Origin of the sequence: Streptomyces sp. NPDC002742 (assembly GCF_042888885.1) — a bacterium.
Lineage (GTDB): Bacteria > Actinomycetota > Actinomycetes > Streptomycetales > Streptomycetaceae > Streptomyces.
In genome coordinates this window covers 196,534-209,013 of record NZ_JBIAQF010000012.1, presented here as the reverse complement: position 1 = coordinate 209,013, position 12,480 = coordinate 196,534, and the positions used below count along the sequence as shown (strand labels likewise).

Here is a 12,480-nt window from a genome sequence, read left to right as displayed (position 1 = left end):
CTTCGGTGGCGAGTTCGGTGAGGGCAAGATCACGCTCAGGAGGGGGCCAGATGTCCTTCGGCGGCCTCGACGGCGGCGGTGGTGACGTTGACCTGGTGTTCTATCTGCCGGTCCACCGGGACCCAGGTCGCCGTGAAACTCGCCGAGTAGGCGGCGCACCAGCGCGCGACGAGGGCTTCCAGCTCGGCGCGTTGAGGCGCGGTCCCCGGGGTGGGCGCGTACTCCTCCAGGAGGCGCAGCAGCATGGCGGCGGCCCGCAGCGGGGTCCGACGGGCGAAGCCCTCGATGCTGGCCGTGCGGGCGCGGGTGAGGCCGGGGAGCGGGGTGAACGACGGGTGCGCGGGGTCCCAGCTGTCAGCCAACGGGCCGCAGACGCGCAGGGTTTCGGCCACCGCCCTGCGCATGCTGAAGCCGGAGTCCGGGCTGGGTGCCGGGAGGTGGGGGCGGGCGAGTTCGTAGTGGCCGCGGACGGTCTGGGCGTAGGCCCGCAGGCGTTCCGCCCAGTGCCGCAGACGCTCTTCCGGAGCGGGGTGGGGGGCCAGGTCGGCGAACCCGGCGGCGGCCCAGACCGGTACTTCCACCACCGCGGTGACGCCACCGTAGGCGTGCGGGGCGAGCCAGGTCGAACGGTGGGCGTTCTCCGGGAAGGCGGTGGGACGTTCCGGTGCTCCGGGCGGCGGCAGGACGAAGACACCGGGGGCGCTCGTGGGCCAGTGCAGGGCGTCCAGCGGGGCCCTCTCGACCGGGATGCCGAGCCGTTCGGCGGAGGCGGCGAGGGTCCGGTCGAGGCCGGGGACGTCCCGGGTGAGCTGGGCGAAGGTGCCGCCGATGTCCGTGCTGTGCAGGGAGATCTGGATGTAGGGCCGCAGCCGGCGGATGACGTCGAGCAGGGCGCGGCTCTCCGGCAGGAACCGTGGCCTCGGCAGGGCGGGTGCCCATTCGGGCTGTTCGTCGGCGGTGGGGCGGAAGAAGGCCCGGTAGTGGTCGAAGAGGGTGTCGGCGCGGTGTCCGCCTTCGTTGAGGCGGGCTCCGTCCGGGTCCAGGCACAGCACCAGATGCCATACGGTGCCGGGCCGTTCGCCGCCCAGTGCCCGGTGGGCCAGCGCCAGAAGGGTGCCCCCGCCGACGTACTCGTTGGGGTGTGCGCCCGCGACCACGAGGGCGTGGTGTGACCCCTTTCCGACGCTCAGCATCCGCAGCGGGACGCCGTGCCGGGAGTGGCCGATCGTGCTCAGCCTGCACAGGCCGGGGTGCCGGGCGGCCAGGGCTTCGGCGGTGCGGGTGACGTCGGCGGGTGTGGGATAGCTCAGAGTCCGGAACCGCTGTCGTCCCAGGTCTCTCCCTGGTCCAGCGCGCGGATCTTGATCTCGGTCACGGAGCCTCCTCGGATCGCGGATCGCGGGTCGGCCGAACGGAACGCTCCTGGCCGTCGCCGGGCGCGTTCCGTTCGACTTCAGTGCGACTCAGTACGACATGACGCATCACGAGTGTCAACAGCCCCTGAGGATAGGGGAGTTGCGCTCATGGCCAGTGCATATGCCGGTGGCCGCACGGAGGTTGGATACCGGTCGTCACGGCCGGCGTGTGCCCGGCGTGTTCGCTGCCGTCGGCATGTTCGGCATGTTCGGCATGTGCCCGGCGTGTTCGGTGGGTCGGCGAAGGGCGGGGCGGTCGACGCGGCCGGCCTCAGGGCTGCGGGGCCGGACCCTCAGCCGATCGTGCGCGGCAGCCGCAGGCTCAGCGCGGTGGTCAGGGCCACGCCGGCCAGTTGGGCGAGGAGGGTCGTCACCAGGGCGTCCCGCATCCCGTGGGACGGGACGAGCGACAGGAACAGGGTGCCGAGCGTGGCCACCCCGACGGCGAGGGCCGCCTGCTGGGTGGTCGCCATCACGCCGCTGCCCACGCCCGCCCGCGCGGGCGGCACCTCGGAGAGGACGATCCGGATCAGGACGGGCAGCTGGAGCGCCTGGCCCGCGCCGGCGACGGCCGCTCCGGGCAGCAGTTCCGCCACCCCGAGGTCCGGCCAGGAGCGCCAGGCGGCCAGCGTGATCAGGGCCAGACCCGCCCCCTGGATCAGCCCGCCCGCGGTGACGACCCGGGTGCCGTACCGGCCGATCAGCCGGGGTCCGCACAGGGACGTGACGAAGAAGACGACCGCCATCGGCGCGAGGGCCAGCCCCGCCGGGACGGGGCCGAGCCCCTCGCCGCGTTGCAGCGCCACCGCGATCACGAACATGAAGCCGCTGAAGCCGATGGAGAACGGCACGATCATGATCAGGCCCCGGCGCAGCGAGGTCAGTTCGAACAGGCTCGGCGGGACCAGCGGGGTGCGGCCGCGGCGGTCGGCTCGGCGTTCGACGAGGTAGAAGGTTCCGGCCGCGAGCGGGAACAGGGCGAGGGACACCCAGGTCCACAGCGGCCAGCCCGCGGCCCGGCCCTCGGTGAGCGGGGCGAGCAGGGCCAGCAGGGCGACCGCGAGCAGGATCGTGCCGGGGGCGTCGACCGGCTCCGGGCGCTGCGAGCGCGTCTCGGGGACGGCACGGCGGGCCAGGACCAGGCCGAGCACGACGACCGGCACGTTCACGAGGAAGACCGAGCGCCAGCCGGTGCCCGCGATGTCGGCCGCGACCAGCAGGCCGCCGAGGATCTGCCCGACCACCATGGACAGGCCGGCCGTGGCGCCGTACAGGCTCATCGCCTTGGCCCGGCGGGGTCCGGAGGTCGCCGACTGGATGGTGGCGAGGACCTGCGGCAGCATCGCCGCGGACGCCGCGCCCTGCGCGACCCGCGCCGCCACCAGGGTCCAGGCGGTGGGTGCGAGGCCGCAGGCGAGCGAGGTCAGGCCGAAGGCCGCCATGCCGCCGATGAAGAGGCGGCGGCGCCCGAACAGGTCGCCGAGCCGTCCGCCGAGGACGAGCAGGACGGCGTACGCGACCCCGTAGCCGGCGACGACGAGTTCGAGGACGGCCTCGCTCGCGTTCAGGTCATGCCCGATGGTCGGAAGGGCTACGTTGACGATGAAGAAGTCGATCAGGGGGAGCGCCGCGCCGAGCAGCACGGTGAAGAGTCCGAGGCCGCTGAGCGCGGGTGGCGCCGTGGGAGCGCGGACGGTGGTCGTGAGAGTTCCGGTTTCGGTCACGTCCTCCAGACTTCTCCCGTACTCAGACGGGTACCAGAGTCTTCTTGTCCTGGTACAAGCACTACCTGGCAACAGGCTGCGCCGAGCGGCAGGGTGGAGGCATGACGACGATGGCACGCGAGACGGCGATGAGCGCGGTGCCCGCGCGACCGGCGGCCACGGGCCAGGACCCGGACCCGGTGCGGCCGGCCGGCGGTGGGGTGGCCTCGGGTCCCGGTGCGGCGCCCCGGGCAGGGCGGGCAGGGGAGATCCGGCGGCACGAGCTGGCCACCTTCCTGCGCAGCCGCCGCGAACGCATCACGCCCGAGCAGGTCCAGCTTCCCCGTGGCCGCCGACGGCGGACGCCGGGCCTGCGCCGCGAGGAGGTCGCCCAGCTCTCCGCGGTGGGGGTCACCTGGTACACGTGGCTCGAACAAGCGCGCGACATCCAGGTCTCCGAGCAGGTTCTCGACGCCCTGGCCCGCACCCTGCTGCTGGACACCAGCGAGCGGGCCCACCTCTTCCAGCTCGCCGGAGCGGTCGATCCCACACCCGCCGCGCAGTGCGCGGTGATCACACCGGCGCTGCGCCAGATCCTGACGCAGCTGGAGCCCGTTCCGGCCTGCATCCAGAACAGCCGGTACGACATCCTGGCGTACAACCGCACCTACGCCCGGCTGATGATGCGCGACCTCGACACGGTCCCGCCCGCCGACCGCAACTGCGTGCTCCTGGCCTACACCAACGCGGAGTGGCGCGCCTCGATCGTCCTGCTCGACGAGACGACGAGGCTGATGGCCGCGAAGCTGCGCGCGTCGATGGCCGGGCATCTGGGGGAGCCCGCCTGGAAGACCCTGCTGAAGCGGCTGCGGGCCGAGTCGGCCGAGTTCCGCGAGAACTGGGACCGGTACGAGGTGGCCGCCGCCCGCGGCAAGACCAAGAAGTTCGCGAACCCGTACGTCGGTCTGGTCACCGTCGATCACACGGACCTGTGGCTCGCCCCCGACCTGGGCGCCCGCATGGTGACGTACGCGCCTCACGACGAGGAGAGCCGCGAACGGCTTGAGAGGCTGCACGCGATCGTGCTGGAGGCCGAGGCCGAGGCCGGGGCCGGGGCGCGAGCGGAGAACGAGGACCGGGCCGGAGCGCGGTCCCGGGTGGAGGCGGCGGGGGCGGTCTGATCCGGGGACGGCCCCGCACCGCCGGTCCGGTCAGGCGGCGGAGGGGTCCTGGGCCCGTACGCCCGCCGCTTCCCGGATCTCGGGGGACTCCAGCAGGCGGGCCGTGCGCTCGGCCGACGCGCGGGCCCGGCGTCCGCTGGTGAGTGCGCCGAGGACCAGGACGGCGACACCGCAGGCGGTGATGATCCACCAGCCGGGGCGGGAGGCCGGGACGAAGGTGTCCCGGTAGGCGGAGGCCCGGATGCCGGAGGCGAGGGCCGCGCCGATGACGGCGACTCCGAGGGTGCCGCCGATCTGCCGGCTGGTCGAGGCGACGGCGGCGGCGACGCCCGCCTGGGCACGGGGCATCCCGGAGACGGCGGTGTTGGTGATGGGGGCGTTCACGAAGCCGAAGCCGAGCCCGAAGAAGACGTAGCCGATGACGAGGGTGACGTTCGACGTCTCGGCCTCGAAGGCGGCGAACAGCACACCGCTCACGGTCATCGCCACACCGGCGATCAGCAGCGACGGCCGGGGGCCGCGACTGCCGACCAGGCGGCCCGATATGGGCGCGCAGACGAAGCACAGGGCCGCCATGGGCAGCATCCACAGGCCCGCGTGCAGGGCGTTCAGCCCGCGCACGTTCTGCAGGTACAGCGTCGACAGGAACAGGAAGCCGCTGAGCGCCGCGAACGCGCTCACCGCGATGACGGTGGCCCCGCTGAACGGCACCGAGCGGAAGAAGCGCAGGTCGATGAGGGGTTCGTCGCGCCGGGGCTCGTACCGCAGGAGACCGAGGAGCGCGGCGAGGGCGATCACGGAGAAGGCCAGGGTGTGGACGAGGCCGGAGGTGGGCGCTTCGATGATCGCGTACGTGAGGGAGCCGAGCAGCGCGATGACGAGGAGCTGGCCGACCGGGTCGGGGCGGCGGGCCCTCGGGGCACGGGACTCCGGGACGAAGCGCAGCGTCAGCAGGAGTGCGGCGAGACCGACGGGGAGGTTGATCCAGAAGATCGACCGCCAGCCCACGGTGTCGACGAGCAGTCCGCCCACCAGCGGTCCGGCGGCCATGGAGATGCCGACCACGGCGCCCCAGACGCCGATCGCGCGGGCGCGTTCGCGCGGGTCGGTGAAGGTGTTGGTGATGATCGACATCGCCACGGGGTTCAGCATCGAGCCGCCGACCGCCTGCACCATCCGGAAGACGATGAGCATGTCGAGGTTCGGGGCGAGGGAGCAGAGCACCGAGCCGATGGTGAACAGCACCAGGCCCGCCGTGAAGACCTTGCGCCGGCCGATGCGGTCGGCGGTGGAGCCCGCGAGCATCAGCAGGGAGGCGAGCACCAGGGTGTACGCGTCGATGGTCCACTGCATGCCCGCGACGCTCGCGTGCAGCTCCTGCTGCATCGAGGGCAGGGCGACGTTCAGAATCGTGACGTCGAGGCTCACGATCAGCAGACTCATGCAGCAGATCGCGAGCACCAGCATGCGGCGGCGGTGGCTGAGCTCAGGCATGCGGTCAGGGTACGTCGTTGTCGATAGTGTGTCTAACTAATGACTGCTACATGATCTTCCGCGCGAGCATCCGGCCCGGTACGCCACAATGGGGGAATGCCCACGCCCACGTCCACCGTGAACTCCACGCTGAACTCCACGCTCTCGATCGGCCCCCACCAGGTGCAGCCGCCCGTCGTCCTGGCCCCCATGGCCGGGATCACGAACGCGCCGTTCCGCACGCTGTGCCGCGGGTTCGCCGAAGGCGACGGCTGGGGGCTCGGGGGTCGTCCCCCGAAGGATGCTGCCAGTGGCGGCAAGGGACTGTTCGTCAGCGAGATGATCACCACACGGGCGCTGGTCGAGCGCAACGAGAAGACCATGCAGCTGGTCCACTTCGACGCGACCGAGAAGCCGCGCTCGATCCAGTTGTACGGCGTCGACCCCGCCACCGTCGGCAAGGCCGTCCGCATGATCGCGGAAGAGGACCTCGCCGACCACATCGACCTCAACTTCGGCTGCCCGGTCCCCAAGGTCACCCGCAAGGGCGGCGGCTCCGCCCTCCCGTACAAGCGCCACCTGCTGCGCGCGATCCTGCGCGAGGCGGTCAGCGGCGCCGGGGACCTGCCCGTCACCATGAAGATGCGCAAGGGCATCGACGACGACCACATCACCTTCCTCGACGCCGGACGGATCGCGGTCGAGGAGGGCGTGACGGCCATCGCGCTGCACGGCCGGACCGCGGCCCAGCACTACGGCGGCACGGCCGACTGGGACGCCATCGCCCGGCTCAAGGAGCATGTGCCGGAGATCCCCGTCCTCGGCAACGGCGACATCTGGTCGGCGGACGACGCGCTGCGGATGGTGCGCGAGACCGGGTGCGACGGGGTCGTGGTCGGGCGCGGCTGCCTCGGCCGGCCGTGGCTGTTCGGCGACCTGGTGGCCGCCTTCGAGGGCCGCGCCGACGCCTACGCGCGGCCGGCGCTGCGCGAGGTCGCCGCTGTCATGGTCCGCCACGCCACGCTCCTCGGTGAGTGGATCGGCGACGAGGCACGGGGCGTCATCGACTTCCGCAAGCACGTCGCCTGGTACCTCAAGGGCTTCGCGGTCGGCTCGGAGATGCGGGGGCGCCTCGCGATCACCTCCTCGCTCGCCGAACTCTCCGACGGTCTCGCCGAGTTGGACCTCGACCAGCCGTGGCCCACGGGCGCCGACGGACCCCGCGGCCGTACCTCCGGCAACAACAGGGTCGTCCTGCCGGACGGCTGGCTGAAGGACCCCTACGACTGCGCGGGCGTGTCCGAGGACGCCGAACTGGACACCTCCGGCGGCTGATCCGAGGGATGCCCGGTACCGGTCCGCGGGACGTCCCGCGGACCGGCCGCCGAACGATCGGTGCCGATCCGCCGGACGTCCGGTGCGCGCCGCCCGCGCGCACCGGACCGAACCCGCTAGGCGCCACCCACCGCCGTGAGCAGGGCCAGCGGTGCCGCCGCCGAACGGGACTCCCGTACGCAGGCGTGCGGGTAGGGCACCGGCTCGGCATGGGTGTCGCGGCCGTAGCCCGCGAGGACCTCGGGGAGACGGTGACCGGCGGCCGTGGCGGCGTCGACGAGCGCGTGGGCCACCGTACGGGCCTCGTCGTGCAGGCCGTACCGCGCCAGCCCCAGAGTGATCAGGGCGTTGTCGTGGGGCCAGACGGAACCCCGGTGGTACGACAGCGGGTGGTACGCCGGCTGGCCGGAGGCGAGTGTGCGCACGCCCCAGCCGGAGAAGAAGTCCGGTTCGAGGAGCCGGCGGCCGACCAGCTCGCCGTACTCCTTGTCCAGCAGACCGGACCACAGCAGATGGCCCGCGTCCGAGGCCAGCGCGTCGACATGCCGGCCGTCGCCGTCCAGCGCCAGGGCGGGGAAGGCGTGTTCGCTCATCCAGAAGTCCCGCTGGAAACGGTCGCGCAGATCGGCGGCGGCCTGTTCGAGGAGCGCCGCGTAGACCTCGTCGTCCCAGACCGTGCGGGACAGGTGCGCGGTGCGGCGCAGCGCGTCGTACGCGTACCCCTGCGCGCCCGCCGCCATCACCGGGCCGCTGGGGCGGCTGCCGTCGGCCGAGCAGATGGCCCCCGGGGAGTCCTTCCAGTTCTGGTTGGCGAGACCGCCGCCGTCCGCGCGGTAGACGAGATAGCCGCGCGAGGTCAGCCCGCCGTGGTCCAGCATCCAGCCGATCGCCGCACGGGCGTTGGGTTCGAGGCGGCGGGCCAGGGCCACGTCACCGGTCCGCTCGGTGTAGGCGCCGAGCAGCACCAGGAACAGCGGAGTCGCGTCCACCGAACCGTAGTAACGCCCGTACGGCACCTGCCCGAAGTGCGCCAGCTCGCCGTGCCGCACCTCGTGCACGATCTTGCCGGGCTGGGCGACCGCGCCCAGCCCCACCTCGACCGCCTGGGTGGCGGCCAGCGCGGGCAGGGTGGCGGCGGCCAGCTGGGGCCGGTAGGGCAGCGCGAAGAGCGAGGTGAGCAGCGCGTCGCGGCCCAGCAGGGTGAGGAACCAGGGGACCCCGGCCGCGGGCACCCGCAGCTCCTCGCCGTCCAGGCCCGTCGCCGGTACCTGGAGCACCGCCAGATCGGACAGGCCCCGCGCACAGGCCGCGGCCAGTTCGGGCCAGCCGGTCGGGAAGGGCACCCCCCGCGCGAACTCGCCCTCCAGGGCGAGGAGTCGCTCATTGGCCGCGGCGGGCGAGGCGGGCACCCGCGGTTCGTTCGCGGCGCCGTGCGGACGCGCCGCGACCCGCAGCGCCAGCTCCGCCGAGCCGTGTGGTTCGAGGTCGAGGGTCCACACGAGGCGACGCGCGCCCGTGCCCGTCTCCTCCACCCCGTCCGGCGCAGGCTCGGAGGTGACCGTCGTACGGGACTGCCACTCCCCGCGCCGGTAGCTGAACTCCACGCCGTCGTCGAGGACCTGGCGCTGGCGCACGACCCCCGTCTTGGCGTACGTGCGGTAGTCGGAGCGCAGTTCGAACTGATCCGTGAAGTCGGCGTCCGCGGTGACCGCGATCCGGACCGTGGTGGTGGTCGGACGGTTGCTGGTGACGCGCAGCGCCTCCACGAACGAGCCCTCGGCGACGGCCTGTTCACGGAAGAGCGTGTAAGCGGGCGGCTCGTTGCGACCGCCCCGCGGGACCAGCACACAGCGTGCCGTGTCACCGTCCGCGACCGGCGTCAGCGCCTCGGGCACCGCGCCGTCCACCGTCAGCTGCCAGCGGCTGAGGTGTCGGGCGTCCCGTACGAATAATCCGTCCGGAGAGCTGCCGCCCCGCACTCCGCTGATGTCCCCGCCGTCGCCCACGGCGGCGAACGTTCCACCGTGCACGAGCAGATGATGCCGGTCCGTCATCCCCGGTCCCCTCCCTTGGCGCCCGTCTCGAACTCGAATACGCGCTGTCCCGCAGCGCTGTGTGCCGTGTCGATCAACGCGTCGCGCCCCTTCGGGGACACGATCGACGTCGCCCCGGAGGGCTCGTGCAGCAGGTCGAGCGTCAGTGCCGCCGTCCAGCTGAAACCGAGTGCTCCGCAGGCCTCGCCGGTGAAGGGGTCCACGTACTCCGCGAACCCGGACTCCCCGGCGGTGTCCAGCAGGGCGGCCCGCAGCGCGTCCGCCCGTCCGTGCTCCCCGTGCAGCCGCAGCCCGCGCTCCAGCAGCCAGTTGGTGTTGAACCAGGCCGGCCCGCGCCAGTAGCGGTGCGGATCGAACGCCTCGCCGGTCAGGTCGTAACTGGGTGCGAGCCGCGTCACCCCGCCGAGCCCGAAATGCGGCCCGCCCGCGGTCCGTACGAGCGTGGCGGCGATGTCCCGCGGCAGCGCGGGGAGGATGAGGGGGAGCAGCCCGGCGACACTGCGCTCGGGAATCAGCGCACCGCGCCCGCCGCCCCCGCCTTCCCTGTCGCTCCGCCCGTTCCCGTTCCCGTCGCCGTCGCTCCGCCCGCCGTTCCCGTAGCTCCCCCCGCCATTGCCTCCGGCACGCTCGTCGCGGCAGAAGAACATGCCCTCCGCCGGATCCCACAGCCGCTCCACCAGGGCCGCCGTCAGCCGCTCGGCGCGCGCGTGGCGGGCGGTCCCCGTCGCGCCCAGCTCCCGCGCGATCCGGGCCAGCGCGTGTTCCGAGGCGATCAGCAGGGCGTTGAAAGCCGGGTCCTCGACGGCGAACTCGCCGCCGCCGTCCGCGTACCCCCGGTCCCGGTAGTCCGTGGCCAGCCGCACGTACCGTCCGTAGTCGAGATCCGTCGGCCGGTCCTCGGGGGCGCCGTGGTCGAGGTCGGCGCGCCGGAAGGAACGGGCGGGCGCCGGGGTGACACGGCTGAGCGGGGCGTCCCAGCAGGGGCTGTTGTCCATGCCCTGCTCCCAGGGGTGGACCACGCTGGCGAGGCCCCCGCCGCCCAGGTCCCGGCGGTGCAGGAGATAGCGGTGCCAGGCCGCCAGCCGGGGATACATCCGGGAGAGGAACGAGCGGGACCGGGACAGCCCGGGGTCCGCCCGGTGCACCAGCCACACCGCGAGCGCGTGCACCGGTGGCTGCACGATGCCCGACGTCTGTACGGTGCGCGGGGCGCCCGCGGCGCGTCCGGCGGTGGACGAGCGCCAGAAGTCGGGGCTCGGGAAGTAGGCGTCGAGCGGGACGGAGGGGTTGAACACGATGTGCGGGACACGCCCGTCGGCCCACTGCGCGCCGAGCAGGGTCTCCAGCTCCGTCTGCGCCCGCAGCGGGGACAGATGGCGAAGGCCGATCGCGATGAACGCGGAGTCCCAGGACCACTGGTGCGGATACAGACCGCGCGAGGGCACCGTGGACGTTCCCGTCCAGTTGCCGTTCAGCACCCGGGACGCCCTGAGGTGCAGGGACCCCGACCGGCCCGCGGGATCGTATACGGGTGATCCGCCACGGACGATCTCGCCGGGACCGGGCGGAGAGGGTGGGCCGGAGGCGTGCGCCGGAGTGCCGGAGGTACGCACGGGGGTGATGGGCCCCCTGCGCAGGGCGGTGAGCTGGGTTGTGCTGTCCACTCAGGTCTCCCCGAAGACGTCCGTCCGACCGGTTCGGCAGTAGCTGCCGTAGGGTTACGTCTATTTAACACGCAAAACTCAATATGTAATGCAGAGTTGGGGAACGCAAGAGGGTGCGCATGACAGAAAGGGCGGGGAGGACCGTGAAGACCGGTAACCAGGCAAGCTCCGGAGAACTGCTCGAACTGGTGCGCAGTGGCCGCGCGACCACACGCGGGGCGCTCCAGCGGGCCACCGGTCTGTCGCGGGCCACGGTCGGCCTGCGCCTCGACCGGCTGTTCCGCGCGGGCTGGCTCCGCGAGGGGGCCGGCGGGCCCGTCGACTCACCCCTCGGCGGCCGCCCCTCCATCACCCTGGAGTTCGACGACGAGCACGCCGTCGTCCTCGCCGCCGACCTCGACACCCGGCACGGCCGGGCCGCCGTCCTCACCCTGACCGGCGAGATCCTCGCCGAGCACGCGGGTTCCCTGGTGATCGACGACGGTCCCGAGGCCGTGCTCGGCGAGCTCGGGCGCTGGTTCGCCGAGCTGGTGGAGAAGTCCGGACGGCGCGCCGACGCCGTCTGCGGCATCGGGCTCGCGGTGCCGGGCCCCGTGGACAGCGAGACCGGCCGGGTGGTCCAGCCGCCGATCATGCCGGGCTGGGACGGCTACGACATAAGGGGCCGGCTGGGCCGCGCCTTCTCCGAGCACGCGGGCACCGGGACCGCTCGCGTCCCCGTGCTCGTCGACAACGACGCCAACCTCATGGCCTACGGGGAGCAGCGCGCCGGCTATCCGGACTGCTCGGCCTTCGCGCTGGTCAAGGTCTCCACCGGTATAGGCGCGGGCATGGTCGTCGGCGGCACCGTCTACCGGGGCATCGACGGCGGTGCCGGGGACATCGGGCACATCCGGGTGGGCGCCGACGCGTTGTGCCGGTGCGGGTCGTACGGCTGTCTGGCCGCCGTCGCCAGTGGCGGCGCGGTGGCGCGAAGGCTCGCCGAGTCCGGGGTCCCGGCCGCGTCCGGCTCCGATGTGCGGGACCTGCTGGTCACCGGGCACCCCGAGGCGATGGCGCTCGCCCGTGAGGCGGGCCGCCAGGTCGGGGACGTCCTGGCCACCGTGGTGACGCTGCTCAACCCGGGCGTACTGATGATCGCCGGGGATCTGGCCGGGACCCCGTTCCTCACGGGTGTCAGGGAGCTCCTCTACCAGCGGGCGCTGCCCCGTTCCACCGCTCATCTGGACGTGGTGACCTCCCGTCTCGGTGAGCGGGCCGGGCTCGTGGGCGCGGGGGCGATGGTCGTGGAGTACCTGTACGCACCGGAGCGGGCCGAGGAGCGGCTGGCGGCCCTCGGTGTGTGATCGGACGCCCGCCGTCCGGGGTCACCCGTGCGGGGGATAGGCATGTGACAACCGTGTGTCGTGTCCGGATCGTGGTCCGCATGATGAAATCTGACTGCTCCCGGTGGCGTGATTCTCGCCACCCTTGATAGGGGTCACGCTCAGATGAGCGGATCTTGAGCGACTGCACTTCCCAAAGGGGTGGCACTCAGTGCCACCCTCTGATCGTTCATCGATTAAACTCAGACGTGTCGAAGCTCGCTCACCTGAGCGTCTAGAGCGATCTGTGAGCGTTGATTCGTTCAAGAAGTGAAAACATCGCCACCCGAT

8 protein-coding genes are annotated in these 12,480 nt (G+C 72.6%); 3 read left to right on the top strand and 5 right to left on the bottom strand.

Annotated elements, in window-relative coordinates; all coding sequences use genetic code 11:
• Nucleotides 1–35: 35 nt before the first annotated feature.
• A complete protein-coding gene (locus ACFYW8_RS23155; protein ID WP_389079413.1) occupies nucleotides 36–1,265 on the bottom strand; it encodes a M14 family zinc carboxypeptidase in 1,230 nt (409 codons plus the stop codon).
• A gap of 443 nt (nucleotides 1,266–1,708) precedes the next feature.
• Complete coding sequence (locus tag ACFYW8_RS23150) at nucleotides 1,709–3,139, bottom strand: MFS transporter (protein ID WP_389079066.1); 1,431 nt, start codon at nucleotides 3,137–3,139, stop codon at nucleotides 1,709–1,711.
• A 101-nt stretch (nucleotides 3,140–3,240) separates the two neighbouring features.
• Here ACFYW8_RS23150 and ACFYW8_RS23145 point away from each other — a divergent pair, with 101 nt between their 5' ends.
• A complete protein-coding gene (locus ACFYW8_RS23145; RefSeq protein WP_389079061.1) occupies nucleotides 3,241–4,299 on the top strand; it encodes a helix-turn-helix transcriptional regulator in 1,059 nt (352 codons plus the stop codon).
• 30 nt (nucleotides 4,300–4,329) lie between these two features.
• Here ACFYW8_RS23145 and ACFYW8_RS23140 read toward each other — a convergent pair whose 3' ends face one another.
• Nucleotides 4,330–5,793 carry an MFS transporter gene (locus ACFYW8_RS23140; RefSeq protein ID WP_389079057.1) on the bottom strand — a complete coding sequence of 488 codons (1,464 nt, stop codon included), beginning with the start codon at nucleotides 5,791–5,793 and terminating at the stop codon, nucleotides 4,330–4,332.
• A 96-nt stretch (nucleotides 5,794–5,889) separates the two neighbouring features.
• On the opposite strand from ACFYW8_RS23140, the gene dusB reads away from it, so the two are divergent.
• A complete protein-coding gene (gene dusB / locus ACFYW8_RS23135) occupies nucleotides 5,890–7,107 on the top strand; it encodes a tRNA dihydrouridine synthase DusB (protein ID WP_389079052.1) in 1,218 nt (405 codons plus the stop codon).
• 116 nt (nucleotides 7,108–7,223) lie between these two features.
• Here dusB and ACFYW8_RS23130 read toward each other — a convergent pair whose 3' ends face one another.
• Together ACFYW8_RS23130 and ACFYW8_RS23125 are read right to left on the bottom strand one after the other, a co-directional pair.
• On the bottom strand, nucleotides 7,224–9,161 hold the full coding sequence (locus tag ACFYW8_RS23130; protein WP_389079049.1) for a glycogen debranching N-terminal domain-containing protein: 1,938 nt from the start codon (nucleotides 9,159–9,161) through the stop codon (nucleotides 7,224–7,226).
• Nucleotides 9,158–10,711 (bottom strand): hypothetical protein, encoded by a 1,554-nt coding sequence (locus ACFYW8_RS23125; RefSeq protein ID WP_389079410.1) that lies wholly within the window; start codon nucleotides 10,709–10,711, stop codon nucleotides 9,158–9,160. The genes ACFYW8_RS23130 and ACFYW8_RS23125 overlap by 4 nt, the downstream gene beginning before the upstream one ends.
• A 233-nt stretch (nucleotides 10,712–10,944) precedes the next feature.
• Between ACFYW8_RS23125 and ACFYW8_RS23120 the strand changes: the two genes are divergently transcribed.
• Nucleotides 10,945–12,171, top strand: a complete 1,227-nt coding sequence (locus ACFYW8_RS23120) for an ROK family protein (RefSeq protein ID WP_389079044.1) — start codon at nucleotides 10,945–10,947, stop codon at nucleotides 12,169–12,171.
• Nucleotides 12,172–12,480: the final 309 nt, after the last annotated feature.

What these genes read in the sequence shown, in the direction of transcription:
- ACFYW8_RS23120 (WP_389079044.1), top strand. Translation starts at nt 10,945, where the DNA reads ATGACAGAAAGGGCGGGGAGGACCGTGAAGACCGGTAACCAGGCAAGC.
- dusB (WP_389079052.1), top strand. Translation starts at nt 5,890, where the DNA reads ATGCCCACGCCCACGTCCACCGTGAACTCCACGCTGAACTCCACGCTC.
- ACFYW8_RS23130 (WP_389079049.1), bottom strand. Translation starts at nt 9,161, where the DNA reads ATGACGGACCGGCATCATCTGCTCGTGCACGGTGGAACGTTCGCCGCC.
- ACFYW8_RS23140 (WP_389079057.1), bottom strand. Translation starts at nt 5,793, where the DNA reads ATGCCTGAGCTCAGCCACCGCCGCCGCATGCTGGTGCTCGCGATCTGC.
- ACFYW8_RS23145 (WP_389079061.1), top strand. Translation starts at nt 3,241, where the DNA reads ATGACGACGATGGCACGCGAGACGGCGATGAGCGCGGTGCCCGCGCGA.